23 protein-coding genes are annotated in these 22587 nt (G+C 40.5%); 22 read left to right on the forward strand and 1 reads right to left on the reverse strand.

The window, feature by feature from the left end:
* Positions 1-412: 412 nt before the first annotated feature.
* The 13 genes from SMSK597_RS03465 to SMSK597_RS03525 all read left to right on the forward strand — a co-directional run bounded on the left by SMSK597_RS03465 (position 413) and on the right by SMSK597_RS03525 (position 13213).
* Entirely contained in the window at positions 413-1033 is a 621-nt protein-coding gene (locus SMSK597_RS03465) for a hypothetical protein (RefSeq protein ID WP_000839914.1), read from the forward strand.
* 216 nt (positions 1034-1249) lie between these two features.
* Entirely contained in the window at positions 1250-1693 is a 444-nt protein-coding gene (gene tsaE, locus SMSK597_RS03470) for a tRNA (adenosine(37)-N6)-threonylcarbamoyltransferase complex ATPase subunit type 1 TsaE (protein ID WP_000288238.1), read from the forward strand.
* Positions 1683-2201, forward strand: a complete 519-nt coding sequence (locus SMSK597_RS03475; RefSeq protein WP_000455528.1) for a GNAT family N-acetyltransferase — start codon at positions 1683-1685, stop codon at positions 2199-2201. The genes tsaE and SMSK597_RS03475 overlap by 11 nt, the downstream gene beginning before the upstream one ends.
* A gap of 7 nt (positions 2202-2208) precedes the next feature.
* A complete protein-coding gene (gene lytR, locus SMSK597_RS03480; RefSeq protein WP_000239269.1) occupies positions 2209-3225 on the forward strand; it encodes a glycopolymer--peptidoglycan transferase LytR in 1017 nt (338 codons plus the stop codon).
* 86 nt (positions 3226-3311) lie between these two features.
* Positions 3312-4568 carry a competence/damage-inducible protein A gene (locus tag SMSK597_RS03485; RefSeq protein WP_000834227.1) on the forward strand — a complete coding sequence of 419 codons (1257 nt, stop codon included), beginning with the start codon at positions 3312-3314 and terminating at the stop codon, positions 4566-4568.
* A gap of 54 nt (positions 4569-4622) precedes the next feature.
* The gene (gene recA / locus SMSK597_RS03490) at positions 4623-5789 is read left to right on the forward strand and encodes a recombinase RecA (RefSeq protein ID WP_001085460.1); all 1167 of its coding nucleotides are present in this window, start codon (positions 4623-4625) and stop codon (positions 5787-5789) included.
* Positions 5790-5903: 114 nt separating this feature from the next.
* Positions 5904-7274, forward strand: coding sequence for an MATE family efflux transporter (locus SMSK597_RS03495; protein ID WP_001036287.1), 1371 nt, complete (start codon positions 5904-5906; stop codon positions 7272-7274).
* 375 nt (positions 7275-7649) lie between these two features.
* On the forward strand, positions 7650-8600 hold the full coding sequence (locus SMSK597_RS03500; protein ID WP_000401883.1) for an N-acetylmuramoyl-L-alanine amidase family protein: 951 nt from the start codon (positions 7650-7652) through the stop codon (positions 8598-8600).
* 316 nt (positions 8601-8916) lie between these two features.
* Positions 8917-9375, forward strand: a complete 459-nt coding sequence (locus SMSK597_RS03505; protein WP_000186958.1) for a DUF4231 domain-containing protein — start codon at positions 8917-8919, stop codon at positions 9373-9375.
* 12 nt (positions 9376-9387) lie between these two features.
* Positions 9388-9996, forward strand: a complete 609-nt coding sequence (locus SMSK597_RS03510) for a hypothetical protein (RefSeq protein WP_000083607.1) — start codon at positions 9388-9390, stop codon at positions 9994-9996.
* Entirely contained in the window at positions 9989-10399 is a 411-nt protein-coding gene (locus tag SMSK597_RS03515; RefSeq protein ID WP_000595754.1) for a hypothetical protein, read from the forward strand. The genes SMSK597_RS03510 and SMSK597_RS03515 overlap by 8 nt, the downstream gene beginning before the upstream one ends.
* Before the next feature lie 10 nt (positions 10400-10409).
* Positions 10410-11825 (forward strand): cholesterol-dependent cytolysin pneumolysin, encoded by a 1416-nt coding sequence (gene ply, locus SMSK597_RS03520; RefSeq protein WP_004237280.1) that lies wholly within the window; start codon positions 10410-10412, stop codon positions 11823-11825.
* Between the two features lie 671 nt (positions 11826-12496).
* Positions 12497-13213, forward strand: a complete 717-nt coding sequence (locus SMSK597_RS03525) for a YebC/PmpR family DNA-binding transcriptional regulator (RefSeq protein WP_000532883.1) — start codon at positions 12497-12499, stop codon at positions 13211-13213.
* 55 nt (positions 13214-13268) lie between these two features.
* On the opposite strand, the gene SMSK597_RS03530 is transcribed toward SMSK597_RS03525, so the two are convergent.
* Positions 13269-13910 (reverse strand): DUF308 domain-containing protein, encoded by a 642-nt coding sequence (locus SMSK597_RS03530; RefSeq protein WP_000801566.1) that lies wholly within the window; start codon positions 13908-13910, stop codon positions 13269-13271.
* A gap of 215 nt (positions 13911-14125) precedes the next feature.
* Here SMSK597_RS03530 and SMSK597_RS03535 point away from each other — a divergent pair, with 215 nt between their 5' ends.
* The 9 genes from SMSK597_RS03535 to SMSK597_RS03575 all read left to right on the forward strand — a co-directional run bounded on the left by SMSK597_RS03535 (position 14126) and on the right by SMSK597_RS03575 (position 22412).
* Positions 14126-14596 (forward strand): MarR family winged helix-turn-helix transcriptional regulator, encoded by a 471-nt coding sequence (locus tag SMSK597_RS03535; protein ID WP_000360530.1) that lies wholly within the window; start codon positions 14126-14128, stop codon positions 14594-14596.
* A complete protein-coding gene (locus SMSK597_RS03540) occupies positions 14571-16340 on the forward strand; it encodes an ABC transporter ATP-binding protein (protein ID WP_000731788.1) in 1770 nt (589 codons plus the stop codon). Before SMSK597_RS03535 ends, SMSK597_RS03540 begins: the two co-directional genes overlap by 26 nt.
* Entirely contained in the window at positions 16330-18090 is a 1761-nt protein-coding gene (locus SMSK597_RS03545; RefSeq protein WP_000428275.1) for an ABC transporter ATP-binding protein, read from the forward strand. Before SMSK597_RS03540 ends, SMSK597_RS03545 begins: the two co-directional genes overlap by 11 nt.
* A 95-nt stretch (positions 18091-18185) precedes the next feature.
* On the forward strand, positions 18186-18689 hold the full coding sequence (locus SMSK597_RS03550; protein ID WP_000800909.1) for a phosphatase PAP2 family protein: 504 nt from the start codon (positions 18186-18188) through the stop codon (positions 18687-18689).
* 113 nt (positions 18690-18802) lie between these two features.
* A complete protein-coding gene (locus tag SMSK597_RS03555; protein ID WP_000776574.1) occupies positions 18803-19249 on the forward strand; it encodes a LytTR family DNA-binding domain-containing protein in 447 nt (148 codons plus the stop codon).
* Between the two features lie 4 nt (positions 19250-19253).
* Positions 19254-19928 carry a LiaF transmembrane domain-containing protein gene (locus SMSK597_RS03560; RefSeq protein WP_000725710.1) on the forward strand — a complete coding sequence of 225 codons (675 nt, stop codon included), beginning with the start codon at positions 19254-19256 and terminating at the stop codon, positions 19926-19928.
* 105 nt (positions 19929-20033) lie between these two features.
* The gene (gene rpmB, locus SMSK597_RS03565; protein ID WP_001140948.1) at positions 20034-20222 is read left to right on the forward strand and encodes a 50S ribosomal protein L28; all 189 of its coding nucleotides are present in this window, start codon (positions 20034-20036) and stop codon (positions 20220-20222) included.
* Positions 20223-20376: 154 nt separating this feature from the next.
* Positions 20377-20742, forward strand: coding sequence for an Asp23/Gls24 family envelope stress response protein (locus SMSK597_RS03570; protein WP_000216442.1), 366 nt, complete (start codon positions 20377-20379; stop codon positions 20740-20742).
* 2 nt (positions 20743-20744) lie between these two features.
* Positions 20745-22412, forward strand: coding sequence for a DAK2 domain-containing protein (locus SMSK597_RS03575; RefSeq protein ID WP_000036651.1), 1668 nt, complete (start codon positions 20745-20747; stop codon positions 22410-22412).
* Positions 22413-22587: the final 175 nt, after the last annotated feature.

Genomic DNA, 22587 nt, shown 5'->3' on the forward strand with positions numbered 1-22587 from the left:
AAGTCAAAAATTATTATATAGAAGCAAGAGAGTTATGTAAGATTTATAACAATCCTTTAATGTTGATGAAGATAGAAAATTATTTGAAAGAATTAGATACTGTTTAGTTAATCTTGACATTATAGTTTTTCTGAAACGTTAAATAACCTGTAAGGCTGATAGTGAAATGAATACTATCAGCCTTATTTCAAATTTATATTCTTCGAAAATCTCTTCAAACCACGTCAGCTCTATCTGCAACCTCAAAACAGTGTTTTGAGCAACCTGTGCCTAGCATCCTAGTTTGCTCTTTGATTTTCATTGAGTATTAGTCTCAGGTGTTTGTTTAGCGTCTAAAAGAGACATTTGAGAAGATTGGAAACAGTTCTCTCTTTTCTCCGAGTATAATGATTGGTAGGAAGGGAGATAAAAGATGAAATCAATGAGAATCTTATTTTTGTTAGCTTTAATTCAAATCAGTTTGAGTAGCTGTTTCCTATGGAAAGAATGCATCTTGTCCTTTAAACAAAGTACAGGTTTTTTCATCGGAAGTATGGTCTTCGTTTCAGGAATCTGTGCCGGAGTAAATTATCTTTATACCCGTAAGCAAGAAGTCCATAGTGTCCTAGCCAGTAAGAAGTCGGTGAAGCTTTTTTATAGTATGTTACTCTTAATTAATTTGTTAGGAGCTGTTCTTGTCTTGTCAGATAACTTGTTCATCAAAAATACGTTGCAGCAAGAATTAGTTGACTTTTTATTGCCATCCTTCTTTTTCCTATTTGGACTAGATTTGCTGATTTTTTTACCCTTGAAAAAATACATGCGCGATTTGCTTGCTATGCTAGACAGAAAAAAGACAGTTTTGGTGACTATTTTAGCAACACTTCTCTTCTTAAGAAATCCAATGACCATTGTCTCACTTCTGATTTATATTGGACTGGGTTTGTTTTTTGCAGCCTATCTTGTCCCAAATTCTGTTAAAAAGGAAGTTTCCTTTTATGGTCATATTTTCCGAGATCTTGTATTGGTCATTGCTACGCTCATTTTCTTTTAGAGAAAGCTTGTTTTTATGGATGTTATGATGGTAATACTCTTCGAAAATCTCTTCAAACTACGTCAGCTCTATCTGCAACCTCAAAACAGTATTTTGAGCAGCCTACGGCTAGCTTCCTAGTTTGCTCTTTGATTTTCATGCTTTTCATGATTTTCATTGAGTATAAGTTTAGCAGGAAAATAGACACAAAAGAAAAGTTTTTGGTATAATAAGAATATGTACACAAAAAATGAAGAAGAGCTGCAAGCCTTAGGGGAGCGCTTGGGTCATCTATTAGAAAAGAATGATGTTTTAATCTTAACTGGAGAACTGGGCGCAGGTAAAACGACCTTTACTAAAGGACTTGCTAAAGGTTTACAGATTTCTCAAATGATTAAAAGTCCAACCTATACTATCGTAAGAGAGTACGAAGGTCGTCTTCCGCTTTATCACCTAGATGTTTATCGAATTGAAGGAGATGCTGATTCTATTGATTTGGATGAGTTTCTCTTTGGTGGCGGGGTGACTGTCATCGAGTGGGGAAATCTCTTAGGAGATGCCTTGCCAGATACTTATTTAGAGTTGGAAATTCTAAAAGAAGCAGATGGACGCCGTTTAAATTTTCAGGCAAAGGGTTTGCGTGCAGAAAAGCTTTTAGAGGAGCTTCAACATGGAGTATGAATTGCTCATTAGGGAAGCAGAAATTGAAGATGCGGCTGAGTTAGTGACATTTTTAAATCGTGTCAGTGTAGAAACAGATTTTACCAGTCTGGACAGGAATGGCATTTTGATGACAGATACTGAGATGGAGTTATTTTTGGATAAACAGGCTCACTCGGAAAATCAAATCACTTTACTGGCCTTGCTGAATGATGAAATTGCTGGTATTGTAAATATTACAGCTGACCAGCGTAAGAGAGTCCGTCATATTGGAGATTTCTTCATTGTGATTGGAAAAAGATATTGGAATAATGGATTGGGAAGTTTGTTGCTAGAAGAAGCGATAGAGTGGGCACAAGCAAGTGGCATTCTGCGTCGTCTCCAACTGACTGTCCAAACTCGTAATCAAGCTGCATTTCATCTTTATCAAAAGCATGGCTTTGTCATTGAAGGTCGCCAAGAGCGTGGAGCATATATAGAAGAAGGGAAATTTATCGATGTTTACTTGATGGGTAAACTGATAGATTAGTAGAAATATGGTTAAAAAAATTATTGGAATGGTGCTAGCTTTTCTAGCTGTGACAGTTTTGGGTGTCGGTGTTTTTGCGTATACTATTTATCAGCAAGGCACACAAACCTTATCAAAGACCTATAAAAAAATCGGAGAAGAAACCAAGGTTATTGAAGCAACAGAGCCTTTGACAATTCTGTTAATGGGGGTTGATACTGGGAATGTAGAGCGTACAGATCAGTGGGCTGGAAATAGTGATTCCATGATTCTCTTGACTGTCAATCCACATACTAAGAAGACCATGATGTTGAGTTTGGAGCGTGATATCCTGACTAAAATTCAACATAAAGATGGTAGTATTGAAGAAGCGAAGTTAAACGCTGCCTATGCTGGTGGCGGTGCAGAACTTGCTATAGAAACAATTCAAAAGATGATGAATATCCATATCGATCGCTACATTATGGTTAATATGCAAGGATTGCAACAATTGGTCGATGCAGTGGGTGGGATTACGGTTAATAATACACTAGGTTTCCCAATCTCTATCAGTGACCAAGAAGAATTTAACACCATTTCTATCGGCGTTGGAGAACAGACAATAAATGGAGAAGAAGCGCTTGTTTATTCACGCATGCGTTATCAAGACCCAGAAGGAGACTATGGTCGTCAAAAGCGTCAGCGTGAAGTCATTCAAAAAGTTGTTGAAAAAGTTCTTAGTTTGAATAGTGTCAGTCACTATCAGTCTATCTTAAAAGCCCTAAGTACTAATATGCAGACTAATATTGATTTATCTGCGAAAAGTATTCCAAGCTTGTTGGGCTATAAAGATTCATTTAAAACCATTGAATCTCAACAATTAAAGGGCGAAGGAGAGATGTTGCAAGGTATTTCTTACCAGATTGTTTCGAGAGAGCATATGTTGGAAATGCAGAATATACTGCGACGTTCTTTGGGGCAAGAAGAAGTCACTCAGCTTGAAACAAATGTTGTCTTATTTGAAGATTTATTTGGACGAACACCTGTTGGTGACGAAGACAATTAACTTTCTTACTATAAATAAAAAAATCAATCGTGGGAAATTTCCTGCGATTTTTTCAAAAAAATACGAATAGATAGGTAGGAGGAAACATGAAATCAGAAATCATTGCTGTTGGAACAGAGATTTTGACAGGACAGATTGTCAACACTAATGCCCAGTTTTTATCGGAAAAATTAGCAGAGATTGGGGTAGATGTATATTTTCAGACGGCTGTAGGAGACAACGAAGCCCGTCTCTTATCCCTGCTTGAGATTGCCAGTCAACGTAGCAGTCTGGTGATTTTGACAGGTGGTTTGGGGCCAACTGAGGACGATTTGACCAAACAAACTCTGGCTAAATTTTTAGGGAAAGAATTAGTCTTCGATCCTCAGGCCCAGGAGAAGTTGGATGTCTTTTTTGCCCAGAGACCAGACTATGCCCGAACACCGAATAATGAAAGACAAGCTCAAATTGTAGAAGGAGCGACTCCACTGCCAAACGAAACAGGACTGGCTGTGGGAGGAATGTTAGAGGTTGAAGGAGTGACCTATGTTGTCCTTCCAGGTCCACCAAGTGAATTGAAACCTATGGTCTTAAACCAACTTCTACCTAAGTTGATGACAGGGAGTAAGCTATATTCCCGAGTTCTTCGTTTCTTTGGGATTGGCGAAAGTCAGTTGGTTACGATTTTGTCTGATTTGATTGATAATCAAACCGATCCTACCTTGGCACCTTATGCTAAGACAGGAGAGGTAACCTTGCGTCTGTCAACAAAGGCTAGCAGTCAAGAAGAAGCGAATCAAGTGCTGGATATTTTTGAACATCAAATCTTGGATCGCCAGACCTTTGAAGGACTTTCTTTACGAGACCTTTGTTATGGTTATGGGGAAGAAACTAGTTTAGCCAGCATTGTGGTAGAAGAACTGAAAAAACAAGGGAAAACTATCACGGCTGCAGAGAGTTTGACAGCAGGTCTTTTCCAAGCGACCGTGGCGAATTTTTCTGGAGTTTCAAGTATATTTAAGGGTGGTTTTGTGACCTATAGCTTGGAGGAAAAATCAAAAATGTTGGATATTCCTGTCAAGGATTTGGAAGAACATGGTGTAGTGTCTGAATTTACAGCTCAGAAGATGGCTGAGCAGGCACGAATCAAGACCCAGTCAGATTTTGGCCTTAGTTTGACTGGAGTGGCAGGACCAGATAGCCTAGAAGGGCACCCAGCTGGGACAGTCTTTATAGGCTTGGCACAGGAGCATGGAACTAAGGTCATCAAGGTCAATATTGGAGGTAGAAGTCGAGCAGATGTACGTCAGATTGCGGTTATGCATGCCTTTAACCTAGTTCGCAAGGCTTTATTAAGTGACTAACTTTTGATATAATAGTAGATAAGTCTGAGGACCATTAGAATGTAGGAGAATAGAATGGCGAAAAAACCAAAAAAATTAGAAGAAATTTCAAAAAAATTTGGGGCAGAACGTGAAAAAGCCTTGAATGACGCTCTTAAATTGATTGAGAAAGATTTTGGTAAGGGTTCAATCATGCGTTTGGGGGAACGTGCGGAGCAAAAGGTGCAAGTGATGAGCTCAGGTTCTTTAGCTCTTGACATTGCCCTTGGTTCAGGTGGTTATCCTAAGGGACGTATCATCGAAATCTATGGGCCAGAGTCATCTGGTAAGACAACGGTTGCCCTTCATGCAGTTGCGCAAGCGCAAAAAGAAGGTGGGATTGCAGCCTTTATCGATGCGGAACATGCCCTCGATCCAGCTTATGCTGCGGCCCTTGGGGTCAACATTGACGAATTGCTCTTGTCTCAACCAGACTCGGGAGAGCAAGGTCTTGAGATTGCAGGGAAATTGATTGATTCAGGTGCTGTAGATCTTGTCGTGGTCGACTCAGTTGCGGCCCTTGTACCTCGTGCGGAAATTGATGGAGATATCGGAGATAGCCACGTTGGTTTGCAGGCTCGTATGATGAGCCAGGCCATGCGTAAACTTGGTGCTTCTATTAATAAAACCAAAACAATTGCCATCTTTATCAACCAATTGCGTGAAAAAGTTGGAGTGATGTTTGGAAATCCAGAAACAACTCCTGGTGGACGTGCTCTGAAATTCTATGCTTCAGTGCGTTTGGATGTTCGTGGCAATACACAAATTAAGGGAACTGGTGACCAAAAAGAAACCAATGTTGGTAAAGAAACTAAGATTAAGGTTGTAAAAAACAAGGTAGCTCCACCGTTTAAGGAAGCCGTAGTTGAAATTATGTACGGAGAAGGAATTTCTAAGACTGGTGAACTCTTGAAGATTGCAAGCGACTTGGATATTATCAAAAAAGCAGGGGCTTGGTATTCTTACAAAGATGAAAAAATTGGGCAAGGTTCTGAAAATGCTAAGAAATACTTGGCAGAGCACCCAGAAATCTTTGATGAAATTGATAAGCAAGTCCGTTCTAAATTTGGCTTGATTGATGGAGAGGAAGCGTCAGAACAAGATACTGAAAACAAAAAAGATGAAGCAGCTCAAGTAGACTCTGTGAATGAAGAAGTAACTCTTGACCTAGGCGATGAGCTTGAAATCGAAATTGAAGAATAAGCTGTCAAAGTAGTGGAGAAATCCACTGCTTTTTCGATTCTTTGTTCAAGAATTCAGATTGCCTATAGTTTGCTGTTTCTTGTCGCTCCACTAGAAAGTTGATATAATAGCCTTATGAATAAAAAACGAACAGTGGATCTGATTCATGGTCCGATTCTTCCCTCGCTTGTGAGTTTTGCCTTCCCAATCTTGCTGTCTAATATCTTTCAGCAACTCTATAACACTGCTGATGTCTTGATTGTTGGGCGTTTTCTTGGTCAAGATTCCTTGGCTGCAGTAGGGGCGACAACTGCCATTTTTGACCTGATTGTAGGTTTTACTCTTGGTGTTGGCAATGGCATGGGAATTGTCATTGCTCGCTATTATGGGGCTCGAAATTTCACTAAAATAAAGGAAGCAGTAGCAGCTACCTGGATTTTAGGCGCTCTTTTAAGTATTGTGGTTATGCTGCTGGGCTTTCTTGGATTGTATCCACTCTTGCAATACCTAGATACCCCTGCAGAAATTCTTCCCCAATCCTATCAATATATTTCTATGATTGTGACCTGTGTTGGTGTCAGCTTTGCTTATAATCTTTTTGCAGGCTTGTTGCGGTCTATTGGGGACAGTCTAGCTGCCCTTGGTTTTCTGATTTTCTCTGCTCTTGTCAATGTGGTTCTGGATCTCTATTTTATTACGCAATTGCATCTGGGAGTTCAATCTGCGGGACTTGCTACCATCATTTCGCAAGGTTTATCAGCGGTTCTCTGCTTTTATTATATCCGTAAGAATGTGCCAGAACTTTTGCCTCAACTCAAGCATTTCAAATGGGACAAGGCCTTATACGTCGATCTCTTGGAGCAAGGTTTGGCTATGGGCTTGATGAGTTCAATTGTATCTATCGGCAGTGTGATTTTACAGTCTTCTGTTAATACCTTTGGTGCAGTGATTATTAGTGCCCAGACGGCAGCTCGACGCATTATGGCCTTTGCCCTTCTTCCTATGACCGCTATTTCTGCATCAATGACGACCTTTGCTTCTCAGAATCTAGGAGCTAAGCGACCAGACCGGGTTGTTCAAGGACTTCGAATCGGCAGTCGTTTAAGTATATCCTGGGCAGTTTTTGTTTGTATCTTCCTCTTTTTTGCCAGTCCAGCCTTGGTTTCATTCTTGTCTAGTTCGACGGATAGCTACTTGGTAGAAAATGGCAGTCTCTATCTGCAAATCAGTTCAGCCTTCTATCCCATTTTGAGTCTCTTATTGATTTATCGCAATTGTTTGCAGGGGTTGGGACAAAAAGTCCTTCCGCTGGTTTCTAGCTTTATCGAACTAATCGGGAAAATCGCTTTTGTGGTCTTGATTATCCCTTGGGCAGGCTATAAGGGAGTTATCCTTTGCGAACCCCTTATCTGGGTTGCCATGACCATTCAACTTTATTTCTCACTGTTTCGTCACCCTTTGATAAAAGAAGGCAAGGAAATCTTGGCAGCAAAAGTACCATCCTAGCTTGATTTGCTAAATAAAATCCATTTCCTCTAGTGAAAATCGAAAAAACTTGTGTTCTCTCCTTTAGTTTGGTCTTGAAAATAGTTTAACAGACTTTTGACTTCTTTTATATGATATAATAAAGTATAGTATTTATGAAAAGGACATATAGAGACTGTAAAAATATACTTTTGAAAAGCTTTTTAGTCTGGGGTGTTATTGTAGATAGAATGCAGACCTTGTCAGTCCTATTTACAGTATCAAAATAGTGCGTTTTGAAGTTCTATCTACAAGGCCAATCGTGACTAGGATTGTATTCTTTATGAGGTAGAAATAAAGGAGTTTCTGGTTCTGGATTGTAAAAAATGAGTTGTTTTAATTGATAAGGAGTAGAATATGGAAATTGATGTGAGTAAATTAAGAACAGATTTGCCTCAAGTCGGCGTGCAACCATATAGGCAAGTCCATGCCCATTCCACAGGCAACCGTAACTCAACGGTGCAAAATGAGGCTGACTACCATTACAGAAAAGATCCTGAATTGGGCTTCTTTTCTCACGTAGTCGGTAATGGTCGTGTTATGCAGGTAGGACCTGTTGATAATGGTGCCTGGGACGTTGGGGGCGGTTGGAATGCAGAAGGTTATGCACAAGTTGAACTGATTGAAAGTCATGAATCAAAAGAAGAGTTTCTGATTGACTATCGCCTCTATATCGAACTCTTGCGCAATCTAGCAGACGAGGCTGGGATACCTAAAACGCTTGATACTGCTGATTTAGCAGGTATCAAGACACACGAATACTGCACCAATAACCAACCCGATAATAACTCAGATCACATTGACCCCTATCCTTATCTTGCCAAATGGGGTATTAGCCGTGAGAAGTTTAAGCAGGATATTGAAAACGGCTTGACGATTGAAGCAGGATGGCAACAGAACGATACTGGCACCTGGTATGTACACTCAGACGGTTCTTATCCAAAAGATAAGTTTGAGAAAGTAAATGGTACTTGGTATTACTTTGACGGTTCAGGATATATGCTTGCAGACCGTTGGAAGAAGCACATAGACGGCAACTGGTACTGGTTTGATCAGTCAGGCGAAATGGCTACAGGCTGGAAGAAAATCGCTGAGAAGTGGTACTATTTCGATGGAGAAGGTGCTATGAAAACAGGCTGGATTAAATACAAGGAGACTTGGTACTATCTTGATAGTCAAAATGGGGACATGGTTTCCAATGCCTTTGTCAAATCAAATGATGGCTGGTATTACCTTAAAGAAGATGGTACGATAGCAGAAAAACCAGAATTTACAGTCGAGCCTGAAGGCTTGATAACAGTAAAATAATAATGGAATGTCTTTCAAATCAGAACAGCGCATATTATTAGGTCTTGAAAAAGCTTAATCTTCAATTATTCATATCTCACATTAACGAACTAAACAATTCAAAAAATCACCAGAAAAGCTAGTTGGAATACTATCCTTCTGGTGATTTTTATTTTGAAACTTTTTGTTCCATCCTTTTTGTGATATTTTTCCCTTATTTCATAAACATTTCATATTTGGATTTTATAATAAGATATAGCTTTCCAGTTTTTACTATACTTTGATATTCAAATATGTTATACTACGATTATCAAAGTAAATGAAAGGGGTTACGAACATGACGCCAGAAGAAATGTACTTGACAGAGCGATTGGATGTACAGATAGCTCATTTTTTAAATAAAAGTGTTCAACATCGTAGACGCTATAAGGTATTAAAAATAACAGAAATCGTGGCAGGTTTCCTCATAGCGGTCTTCTGTGCTATTCCTATGCCAGGTGATCGCTATCGTTTGATTTCGGTTGCCTTGTCCAGTCTAGGCTTGCTGTGTGAGGGGATTCTCAATTTGTATAATGCCAAGGAACACTGGATTTCTTACCAAAAGACTGCGCAACTCCTGGAGAGAGAAAAATTCCTCTATCAATGCCAAACGGAGAAATATGCAGGAAAGACCAAGGCTTTTGCCCTATTTGTCAAGACATGCGAAGGTCTTATCTCAGAGGAAATCAACCAGTGGGAAAGTATCCAGTCAAAAGAAGTAGCAACTAGTGCAGATGCTCCAGTTAAAAAAGAATAGGAGGTGGAGGAAATGTCTCAATCCAGCTACCTTTTGCCCTTGCTCTGGTTAAAAAAAGAAGCCGACAAGGAAAAGATGAGCGCAACTCAGTGCCAGATATTTTTCTTTTATTATCAAATGTTTGAACTCTTATTTGCTAGAGAAAGCGACTTGAGCGACTTATGTCTGGGAAAGCAAGGTTTTTATTTCTCGCAGTTAGAGAAAGATTTGCTTTCTGGAGTTTCCCACTTTCTAAAAAACTTGGAGGGCAAGGGGACTCTCAAGGCTAACCAAGAAGTATCAGCTCGCAAAGCCCTTTTTCTAGCCTTGACAACTAGCCAGTCAGATTGGCAAGCTTTGGCTCCTGTTTTTGATTTTTATCAGACTATCGGGAGACTTGAAAATCCCTTGCTCTTGAGTTCTCAGGACAGACAATATCTGATGTGGATTTACCAGTCAGCTTTGGAGAAGGATTATAGTGTCAAGGTAATTGGCGACAAGCATTTTGTATTGAAGAGACAAGATGCTACTAAATTGACAGGGCGCCAAACTCAAACTTTGGAAATTCTGAGTCAATCAGAAGACTTGGTCAATCCTGTCTATGTTACATTAGGAGAAAAGGGGGTGCTCTTGCTTGATTAAGAGAGGAGATGTTGTAGCTCTTTATTTGCCTTTTCCGACTATTAGTAGCGATTTGGCTGTGAAGAATCATATGTATATTTGTATTGACAACAGCATGACTAAAAACAAAGAGTTGGTTAAAAATCAGACCTTCAAACTAGCTCTCTTGACCAGACGTTTGGTCAAGAACTTTATGATAGAAGAGCCGGATCTAGCTCGTAATCCTTTTACAAGACCAACCTTGATTGACTTAGATAAGGTATTTATGTTGGATAATACGGTCATTCCGACTTCTTATCTAGCCAGACGGCGACGCAATGTCTCAGAAGAATTGTACGAGGAAATTTTGGATCACTTAGTCCAACCACGGCTGATTTCGCTGAACAAGTCTGAGTTTATGCAACTCAATCCAGGAACTTATTAGGAGGTAGAAGATGACAAATAAAGCAGTAAATGACTTTATACTAGCTATGGATTACGATAAAAAGAAACTCTTGACCCATCAGGGAGAAAGTATTGAAAATCGTTTCATCAAAGAGGGGAATCAGCTACCCGATGAGTTTGTTGTTATCGAAAGAAAGAAGCGGAGCCTGTCGACAAATACAAGTGATATTTCTGTAACAGCTACCAACGATAGTCGCCTCTATCCTGGTGCCCTTCTCGTAGTGGATGAGACCTTGTTAGAGAATAATCCCACTCTTCTTGCGGTCGATCGTGCCCCGATGACTTATAGTATTGATTTGCCTGGTTTGGCAAGTAGTGATAGCTTTCTTCAAGTGGAAGATCCCAGCAATTCAAGTGTTCGCGGAGCAGTAAACGATTTGTTGGCCAAGTGGCATCAAGACTATGGTCAGGTCAATAATGTCCCAGCTAGAATGCAGTATGAAAAAATCACGGCTCACAGCATGGAACAACTCAAGGTCAAGTTTGGTTCTGACTTTGAAAAGACAGGGAATTCTCTTGATATTGATTTTAATTCTGTCCATTCGGGCGAAAAGCAGATTCAGATTGTCAATTTTAAGCAGATTTATTATACAGTCAGCGTAGATGCTGTTAAAAATCCAGGAGATGTGTTTCAAGATACTGTAACGGTAGAGGATTTGAGGCAGAGAGGAATTTCTGCCGATCGTCCTTTGGTCTATATTTCGAGTGTTGCTTACGGGCGTCAGGTTTATCTCAAGTTGGAGACCACGAGTAAGAGTGATGAAGTAGAGGCTGCTTTTGAAGCTTTGATAAAAGGAGTCAAGGTAGCTCCTCAGACAGAGTGGAAGCAGATTTTGGACAATACAGAAGTGAAGGCAGTTATTTTAGGAGGCGACCCGAGTTCGGGTGCCCGAGTTGTAACGGGCAAGGTGGATATGGTAGAGGACTTGATTCAAGAAGGCAGTCGCTTTACAGCAGATCATCCAGGCTTGCCGATTTCCTATACAACTTCATTTTTACGTGACAATGTAGTTGCGACCTTTCAAAACAGTACAGACTATGTTGAGACTAAGGTGACAGCTTACAGAAACGGAGATTTACTTTTGGATCATAGTGGTGCCTATGTTGCCCAATATTACATTACTTGGGATGAATTATCCTATGATCATCAAGGTAAGGAAATCTTGACTGCTAAGGCTTGGGACAGAAATGGGCAGGATTTGACGGCTCACTTCACCACTAGTATTCCTCTAAAAGGGAATGTTCGCAATCTCTCTGTCAAAATTAGGGAGTGTACCGGACTTGCCTGGGAATGGTGGCGTACGGTTTATGAAAAAACCGATTTGCCACTAGTGCGTAAGCGGACGATTTCTATTTGGGGAACGACTCTTTATCCTCAGGTAGAAGATAAGGTAGAAAATGACTAGTAGGGAAGAATGCTTGCGGCAAAAAGAGGCGATTATCTCTCTACGAATATCTGAAAGTCTATCTCTTGCCTAGCGATTTCCGTCGGAGTATGTTCGTGATGTTAAAATGAGTCTATCAAACAGGGGCTGTAAGAAAAAGTAAAAAGGGTAGTGAAACTCCTTGCTATACAGGGAATTAGCTACCTTTTACTTGTTTTAGAAGTGCCGTTGTACTAGTCTAATTTCAGTATCATGTGAAATCAAAAAGAGCATAAATTTCTGTTTCAGGAACACATAAATTATGGTTTTGTTTAGAAACTCTTCTATTGATTTCTTAGAATACAATAGTGTCTATAAGAATTGTTAAATTTCAAAGTATTTACTTGAACTATGATATGTCTGGAGTAGACTGTCAACAAAAGGTGCAGTATAATGGTTTTTGTCGCTTATATCTACAAACTCTAAACAGTAGTTTGAGCGGACTTTGTAAAACTTGTCCGAAACTTTCTATTTTCAGATAATGGCCTAGTTTGTTTTTTGAATGTTGATAAGGATGGAAAGGCAAGGCTATCTTGGCAACTAAAGTGCTCTCCTAGCTGTATTTGCTAAATAAAATCCATTTCCTCTAGTGAAAATCGAAAAAACTTGTGTTATAATAAGAAGGATTAAAATGTGAAAAAAGGAGATTCCTAATGGGACGTAAATGGGCCAATATCGTAGCCAAGAAAACGGCTAAAGATGGAGCTAACTCTAAAGTATATGCAAAATTTGGTGTAGAAATCTATGTAGCAGCTAAAAAAGGTGATCCAGATCCAGAATCAAACTCAGCTTTGAAATTCGTTATCGACCGTGCTAAACAAGCCCAAGTGCCAAAACACGTTATCGATAAGGCTTTGGACAAGGCTAAAGGAAACACAGACGAAACCTTTACAGAAGGACGTTACGAAGGTTTTGGACCAAATGGTTCTATGCTGATTGTTGATACTTTGACTTCAAATGTCAACCGTACAGCGGCCAATGTCCGTGCAGCTTTTGGTAAAAATGGCGGAAACATGGGTGCTTCAGGTTCGGTTTCATACCTCTTTGACAACAAGGGAGTTATTGTATTTGCAGGTGAAGATGCCGATGCAGTCTTTGAGCAATTGCTAGAAGCAGATGTGGATGTGGACGATGTAGAAGCAGAAGAAGGAACAATCACTGTTTATACAGCGCCAACTGATCTTCACAAGGCTATCGTTGCCCTCCGTGAGTCTGGCGTTGAAGAGTTCCAAGTGACAGAATTGGAAATGATTCCTCAATCAGAAGTGGAATTGTCAGGCGATGACCTTGAAACCTTTGAAAAACTTTACAGCGTTCTTGAAGACGACGAAGACGTACAAAAAATCTACACAAACGTAGACGGGTTCTAATAGAAAAACGAACAGTTTTACTAGCTGTTCGTTTTTTTGATATTTGAGCTTAGACTCAGGTTTCAGAATCGTTTTGTTGCTTGCTTTTTTCTAGACCTAGACCGACTGCATGTTTTTGGACGAGCAAGAGCTGTCCATTGTCATCTTTTTCAAAAGTTAAGGTGACAGTCTTAGTCTTGTCTCCAATAGAGATATAGGTGATTTTTTTCGTATTGTAACCCCCAAGAGTGAAGTCAAACTCGGAATCTGGCTTTCCGTGTTTGTTGATAATATCCTCGTAGGTGGTACCACCTTTTCCTTTGTTGTCAAGGTCACCTTCGATTAAGGCGTCGAACTGTTCTTGGGTCCAGGCGAAGGTATCGTCTGTCAAGCCGCTTTTTTCTTCGCGTTCCATTGAGGCGCTCGTATCCATGTAGGAACGGTTAAACTCCTTGGCATACTCTTTGTAGACATCAGCGTATAGTGCCTGACTCGTAAAGAAAAGTACAACAGAGGCAACTGCCAGGGATGTTCCGATAATAGCCATTGTTTTCCGTTTTTTGAGGTTGACGATAAGGCCGATAATCCCCAAGATAAATGCGACGATGCCGATGAACAACGATAGATAGTTAATAAACGGGATCCAGGATCCTAAAAGTGCGATGGCTCCAAAAATGGTTGCTAAGATTCCTAAAACTCTTTGTTCTTCTGGTTTCATTTGAAAGTTTTCTCTCTTCATTAAGTGAATGGATTTCTACCCACAATAGTTAGTGCTTATTATATAAAAGATATTGCCTAATGTCAATTTAAACTAAGATAGTTCTCATGAAAACTTTTTTCTTGACATCTCTTTGTCAAATTGATAAAATAGTTCTCATGGAAACTTATTTAGTTCCTAGGAGAACTAAATGTGATAGTTAGAAAGGAGTTAGTATGGATAAACCGATGTTAGTCTTTAAGCGTTTTGGTCATCAGATTCATTTGATGGTACAAAAGGAAGCCAAACGTTGTGGTATTGAGTTTATGGGTGGACCGCAAGGTCAGGTGTTGCGTTTTTTGGATAATCGTGAGAAAAATCAAGACTTGGTCTTGATTAAAGATATCGAGCAGGAACTCAATATTACCAAGTCTGTTGCTAGTAATTTGGTCAAGCGTATGGTGCAAAATGGTTTGGTGGAATTGGAGGCGAGTCCTAGCGATAAGCGGGCAAAATTTGTTTGTTTGACGGACAAAGCACGTTCTCAGATGCAACAGGTTAAGGCTTTTTTTGAACGAATAGACAAGCAGTTGATGGAAGACATTGATGAAGATGAATTACTGATCTTTGAGAAAGTCCTCAGTCAACTACAGGAAAATATCAAGGGAATAGGAGGAGAGAATGAAGAAATTAGCAAAACGAATTAGTAGAAAAGAATGGGGGATGATTTTACTAGCCATTCTCTTTACCTGCTTTTCGGTCTATCTAGAGCTGGAAGTGCCGACCTATATCTCTAAAATCACGGATTTACTGGGAACTCAGGGAACCAATTTAGATGAGTTGTGGCAGCCAGCAGGTATGATGGTCGGAATGTCCTTTCTGGCCTTCTTGTCCGCAGTTGCAGTTGGATTTTTTGCGTCCAGAGTGGCAGCTTCTTATACTAGTAGGCTGAGAAGTGATATTTTTAACCGAGTTTTGGATTACTCGCAGACAGAGATTAAGAAATTCTCTATTCCCAGTCTCCTAACTCGTACCACTAATGACATTACTCAGGTTCAGATGTTGATTACCATGGGCTTGCAAGTAGTTACGCGTGGTCCGATTATGGCTATCTGGGCTATCGGGAAGATTTTAGGTCATTCAGAATACTGGCTCTGGGCTGTGCTTGTGGCAGTGATTGTCAATGTTTTGATGACAACAGTTTTGATGACGCTAGCCTTTCCAAAACAATCCTTGATTCAAAGTCTGACTGATAAACTGAACAGTATCACTCGTGAAAGTTTAACAGGTATTCGAGTCGTTCGTGCCTACAATGCAGAGGATTACCAAAATGACAAATTTGCAGCAGCAAATGATGAGCTGACACGTTTGAATTTGTTTGTCAACCGTCTTATGGCTATTTTGAACCCTATCATGATGGGGATTTCAAGTGGTTTGAGTGTGGCGATTTACTGGATTGGGGCCTATGTAATCAACGATGCTGCTCCAACAGAGCGTCTGCCTCTCTTTAGTGACATGGTTGTTTTCATGTCTTATGCCATGCAGGTTGTCATGGGCTTCCTTCTCATGGGAGCACTCTTCATCGTTCTTCCCCGAACTATGGTCTCTGCTAAGCGGATTAATCAAGTTTTAGATTTGCATTCTTCTATTCAAAACCCTGCTCAAGTGCAGCTGGCTGATGAAAACCTCAAAGGTCAGGTCGAGTTTAAGGATGTGACCTTCCGCTATGCGGCAAATTCGGAGGCGGTTATTGAGAATGTTAGCTTTAGAGCAGAAGCGGGTCAAACAGTGGCCTTTATTGGGTTAACTGGTTCTGGTAAATCAACTCTGGTCAATCTGATTCCACGTTTCTACGATGTGTCAGAAGGAGAAATTCTGGTGGACGGTGTCAATGTTCAAGACTATGTCTTAGAAGATTTGCGCAACAAGGTTGGTTATATTCCTCAGAAAGCGGTTCTCTTTTCAGGTGATATCAAGGACAATTTAGACTTTGGACAGAGTCAAGAAACACCACTTAGTGAGAAAGCTATGTGGCAAGCCTTGGAATTGGCCCAGTCTAAGAACTTTATCGAAGACAAGGAAGCGGGCTTAGAGTCAGAAGTGGCCCAAGGAGGAACCAACTTCTCAGGTGGTCAAAGACAGCGTCTGGCTATTGCGCGTGCCTTGGCGCGGAAACCAGAAATCCTCATCTTTGATGATTCCTTCTCAGCCTTGGACTACAAGACAGATCGAGTTTTACGTCAAGATTTAGCTGAAAAAACTAAGTCTATGACCAAGCTCATTGTCGCACAGCGCATCTCAACGATTATGGATGCAGATTTGATTTTGGTCTTGGATCAAGGAAAAGTCGTGGGACAAGGCACCCACAAGGAACTTCTAGCTACCAACGAAGTTTACCAAGAAATTGCCTATTCACAACTATCGAAGGAGGAATTGGAACATGGAAAATAAGAAAATGTCTCTTTGGAAACAGAGTAAACCCTATCTTGCAGGCCTCCAGTTTGCCCTTCTAATCGCCTTTCTAGCAACAATCGTATCCAATATCATTACTGTATATGGTCCAACTCGCATCAAGGAAATGACTAATATTATTGCCAGTGGTCTGGAAACAAGTGTGGATGTCGCGGCGGTTGCAGCCATTGGTAGTTTTTTAGCCGTCATCTATGTGATTGGACTCCTATCAAATTATTTGCAGGCCTTTCTGTTTACAACAGCTATTCAACGTTTTTCAGAGCGTTTGAGAAGAGCTATTGCAGAGAAAATCAATAGCCTACCATTGGGATATTTTGATGGACACTCTCAGGGGGATACTTTGTCTCGTGTAACCAATGACGTTGACACAGCAGCCCAGTCCCTTAATCAAAGTCTGGGAACAGTTCTTTCATCCACTTTACTGGTCGTGGCAGTCTTGGTAACCATGTTTGGGATGAACTGGATTTTAGCCTTGGTGACGGTTGTTTCAACTCTTGTTGGCTTTGCTTTCGTGTCCATTTTTATGAGCAAATCCCAGGGCTTTTTTAGGAGTCAGCAACAAGATTTGGCAGCTGTCAATGGCTATGTGGAGGAAATGTACTCTGGCCATAATGTGGTGACCAGTTACAATGCCATCGAGAGTACGAAAGAAGAGTTTGCGAAATTAAACAATCGTCTGTATGACAGTATCTGGAAATCTCAGTTTATTTCAGGGATTATGATGCCGATTATGATGTTTATTGGGAACTTTAGTTATGCCTTGGTGATTATCGTTGGTGCAGCCTTGGCTCTGAATGGACAGATTAGTATCGGGATTATCGTTGCCTTTATGGCCTACGTTCGTATCTTTTCTCAGCCTCTTTCACAAATCGCCCAAGGGATTACTAGTTTGCAGCAGGCTAGTGCAGCCATGGGACGTGTCTTCGAATTTCTAGCTGAAGAGGAAATGGGAGACGAATCCCATAAAGAAAGACAATTGAGCGATATGAAAGGTCAAGTGGTCTTTGATCGAGTTTCCTTTGGTTACACACCAGAGAGAACTATCATCCATGACTTTTCTGCGACCGCTCATGCAGGGCAAAAGGTTGCCATTGTCGGACCGACTGGAGCTGGTAAGACAACCATTGTCAATCTTTTGATGAAGTTTTATGAGATTGATAAGGGAAGTATCCGCATCGATGGCGTGGATACCAAGGAGATGAAGCGTTCGGAAGTACACGAAGCCTTTTCAATGGTCTTGCAGGATACCTGGCTCTTTGAAGGCACTATCCGAGATAATCTCATCTATAACCAAAAGGGTATTAGTGATGAGCGCGTGATTGAAGCCAGTAAGGCTGTAGGGATTCACCACTTTATCATGACACTACCAGATGGTTATGATACCGTCTTGGATGATACAGTGACCTTGTCTGTCGGACAAAAACAACTCTTGACCATTGCTCGTGCTTTGCTGAAAGATGCGCCACTCCTAATCCTAGATGAGGCGACTTCTTCTGTTGATACCCGTACAGAGGAATTGATTCAGAAAGCCATGGATCGTTTGATGGAGGGAAGAACTTCCTTTGTCATCGCCCACCGCTTGTCAACTATCCGAAATGCTGACTTGATCCTTGTCATGAAAGATGGCAATATCATCGAGCAAGGAAATCATGATGAGCTGATGGCGCAAGCTGGTTTCTACGCTGATCTCTACAACAGTCAATTTACAGAAGACGAAGCAGAAGAATAAACCCAAAGAAGGCTTGACGGCCTTCTTTTTCTGCACTATACTAGAAGACAAGTGCTTCCCTGTAAGCAAAATTTGAGTAAGTGATGAGAAAATATATGAAAAATTATCAAGAATGGTATGACCACATGGCTGCTAACATTGAAAATAAGCCCTTTCTTCTGAGCTTGTTAAGATCTTTCAATCGGTTTATGACAGTAGTTATGCCTATGATTTATCTAACCTTGTTAGCCACTACCTATCTCCAACAAGGACTTGGAAAACAGGTCTTGATCTATGTGTTTATCCCTGCATCAGGTTTTGTGATTTTGTCCCTTCTCCGTAAGAAAATCAATGCCCCTAGGCCTTATGAGAAATGGGATATTAAACCCTTGCTTGACAGAGATAGTCCTGGTCAGTCTATGCCCAGTCGTCATGTCTTTTCAGCAACCATTATCTCCATGGCTTGCTTACATACTAGTCTAACTATGGGGATGATTTGTTTGATATTATCAGCCTTCCTAGGTCTAGTGAGAGTCTTGGGTGGAGTGCATTTTCCCGAGGATGTAGTGGTTGGCTATATGTGTGCTCTTGTGTGGGGTGTGATTTTCTTTCTATGTTGATCTGTAAGTTAAGGTAGCCTTACAACCACTTACGGGTCTAAAGTAACCACTTGCTTTTTTGCTCTTGTTTTCTTATTTTAGCTTTGATATAGTAGAGTCAGAAAGGAGATGGAATGAAGTTACGAATCGACATTGACAGCAATTTAGAGGAAACTGAAATTGTCATCAAGGCAGCGGCTTTGACAGATGAGATTGCGGATTTACAGCGCCTCTTGCAAGAGTCCAAGTCTCCTCGGTTGATTTTTTACAAGGGGACGGGTGAATATTATCTGGATTTGTCGGAAATTCTCTTCTTTGAGACGGAAGGTAGCAAGATTTATGCCCATACCCAGAAAGATGCCTACGAGGTTCGGCTTAAACTCTATGAGTTAGAGGCTATCCTTCCTCGCTATTTTAGTCGGGTATCCAAGTCGACTATTGCAAATATCCGTCAGGTTTACTCGGTGGACAAATCCTTTTCAGGGACGGGCACCATTTCCTTTTATCAGACCCACAAGGAGGTTCATGTCTCACGACATTACCAATCCCTCCTAAAAGAAAATCTAAGAAACATGAGGTAAGAACATGAAAAAGAAAGCATTTGGTATTGTGTTGCTCATTTTGGCGGCTTTAATATTATTACAAGGGAATTTTGGAATCCCTTCATTCGGTGGGCAAATTTGGCCCTTGCTCGGTATTGCATTTTTTGTCTATCAATCAGTTGGAGCTTTGTTGCGTCGCCACTTAACTTCAGCCTCTTTTACAGCTATAGTGGCCTTAATGATTGCTAACCACTTTTATGGCATTTTACCAATTCCAAATCAGTCATTGTTCTGGGCTAGTATTTTAATCGTAATGGGTGTCAGCGCACTCACTCATTCTAACAGGACTTGGAACGGGAAAAAATGGTGGTATAATGGTAAAAAGACCATTCTAACAGATAAGGAAGTTGCTTTTGGTACAGGGACTTTCTACAAGCAAGACCAAGAATTGGTAGAAGACCAAGTTGAAGTTGGTTTTGGCAATGCCAAGATATATTATGACAATGCAGAGATGTTAGGAGATACCGCAACCCTGAAAGTGGAAGTTGGTTTTGGCAATGCAGTTATCTATGTTCCTCAACATTGGAGAGTTGATTTGAAGGTGGAAACTTTCTGTGGTGTAGCCAAGGCAGATACTTCTCTAGCCCCAACCAGCAAAACCTTGATTATCCGTGGAGATGTGGCTTTTGGGAAATTGGGAGTTGTTTACGTTAAATAAAAAAATCTTTCAATTCCCTTGCAAAAATGAAGAAAGTGTGATAACATAGTACGGTATGTGGTGCTAGCACATCCGCTATATTAGATCTAATAGGAGGAAAACACAATGGCTAAAGTATGTTACTTTACAGGTCGTAAGACTGTATCAGGAAACAACCGTTCACACGCGATGAACCAAACAAAACGTGCCGTAAAACCAAACCTTCAAAAAGTTACTGTTCTTATCGATGGTAAACCTAAAAAAGTTTGGGCTTCAGCTCGCGCTTTGAAATCAGGTAAAGTTGAACGCGTTTAATAATAAAAGTAAGGAGACCTCAGGGTCTTTTTCTTTTACTTTAGGTATAAAATCATTTGAAAAACGGAGTAAATATCCGCTGATACAGTATTCTGCTTTTACACTTGGGCTGAAATATGATAAAATAGAGTATCAACTAGTTGAGGTAAAAAGGATGACTGTAAAAATTAATACAAAAGATGGTCAAATCGAACTAACAGATGAAGTGATTGCAACTGTCGTAGGCGGTGCAACAACTGAGATTTTTGGTGTGGTCGGTATGGCTAGTAAAAATGCCCTCAAAGATAATTTCCAAGCCCTTCTAGGTAAGGAAAATTATTCCAAAGGTGTCGTCGTAAAGGCGGCCGAAGATGGCAGTATTGCAGTTGATGTATATACCGTGTTGAGCTACGGAACAAAGATTAGCGAAGTGTCAAAAAACATTCAAGAGCGTGTTCGTTTTAGTTTGGAAAACCAGCTTGGAATTACTGCTCAGACTGTAAATGTCTACATTCAAAATATCAAAGTTGTAGGAGAATAACCGTGTCAAAAATTACTACTAGCTTATTTCAAGAAATGGTGCAGGCTGCATCAACTCGCTTGAATAAGCAAGCTGAATATGTCAATTCATTAAACGTCTTTCCAGTTCCAGATGGAGATACTGGGACAAATATGGGAATGACCATTGAAAATGGAGCTAAAGAAGTTGCAGACAAGCCAGCTTCTACAGTTGGAGAGGTAGCAAGCATTCTTGCTAAAGGGCTTTTGATGGGTGCGCGTGGGAACTCAGGAGTTATTACGTCTCAGCTTTTCCGTGGATTTTCACAAGCCATCAAGGATAAAGACGAGTTAACAGGTCACGACTTGGCCCTTGCCTTCCAATCAGGTGTGGAAGTTGCTTATAAGGCCGTTATGAAACCAGTTGAAGGAACGATTTTGACAGTGTCTCGTGGTGCTGCTATCGGTGCTAAGAAAAAGGCTGAGCAAACAGATGACGCTGTTGAAGTCATGCGCGCAGCTTTAGAAGGTGCTAAAACAGCTCTAGCTAAAACGCCAGACATGCTTCCAGTCTTGAAGGAAGTTGGCGTTGTGGACTCAGGTGGTCAAGGACTGGTCTTCATCTACGAAGGTTTCCTTTCAGCCCTTACTGGCGAATATATTGCATCTGAGGACTTTGTAGCGACTCCTGCTAATATGAGTGAAATGATCAATGCAGAACACCACAAGTCTGTAGCTGGTCATGTAGCGACTGAGGACATCACGTTTGGTTACTGTACTGAAATCATGGTAGCTCTTAAGCAAGGTCCAACCTATGCCAAAGATTTTGACTACGATGAATTTCGTAACTATTTGAATGAACTTGGAGACTCTCTCCTTGTTGTCAATGATGATGAAATCGTCAAAGTCCATGTCCATACAGAAGATCCAGGACTTGTTATGCAAGAAGGTCTCAAATATGGTAGCTTGGTCAAGGTAAAAGTTGACAATATGCGTAACCAACACGAAGCACAAGTTGAGAAAGAAGCTGCCCAAGTTAGCAAACCAGCTGAAGAAAAAGAGTATGCTTTGATTGCTGTAGTGGCTGGTAAAGGTCTAGCAGATATCTTCCGTTCCCAAGGTGTTGATTATGTTATCGAAGGCGGTCAAACCATGAACCCTTCAACAGAAGACTTTATTAAGGCTGTTGAACAGGTTAACGCTCGTAATATTATCTTCTTGCCAAACAACAAGAATATTTTCATGGCAGCTCAATCTGCAGCAGAAGTTTTGGAACAACCAGCAGTAGTGGTGGAAGCTCGTACTCTTCCTCAAGGATTGACTAGTCTTCTTGCCTTTGATCCAAGCAAGTCCATCGAAGAAAACCAAGAGCGTATGACTGCAGCCCTTAGCGATGTCGTTAGCGGAAGCGTCACAACCGCTGTGCGTGATACAACGATTGATGGATTAGAAATCCATGAAAACGATAATCTTGGTATGGTGGATGGGAAAATCCTCGTGTCAAACCCTGACATGCACCAAACCTTGACAGAAACCTTGAAACATATGTTGGATGAAGATAGTGAAATCGTAACCTTCTATGTCGGTGAAGACGGAAGTGAAGAACTTGCTAATGAAATTGCTCAAGAAATCGCAGAAGAATTCGAAGACGTTGAAGTCGAGATTCACCAAGGACAACAACCAGTTTACCCATACCTATTTAGTGTGGAATAAGATTAATGAAGGACTGAGAAATCAGTTCTTTTTTATTTTTTAACAAATGAAATCGATATCTTTTAAATAAAAACAAAAATAATATTCATAAATAAACGTTAAAATAGAAAATTCAGAAAATTTCTTCTTTTCTCTTGAAAAATCTTGAAAAAATGGTATGATAGTAACAAGTTAT

It is taken from the genome of Streptococcus mitis SK597 (genome assembly GCF_000148545.1).
GTDB lineage: Bacteria > Bacillota > Bacilli > Lactobacillales > Streptococcaceae > Streptococcus > Streptococcus mitis_C.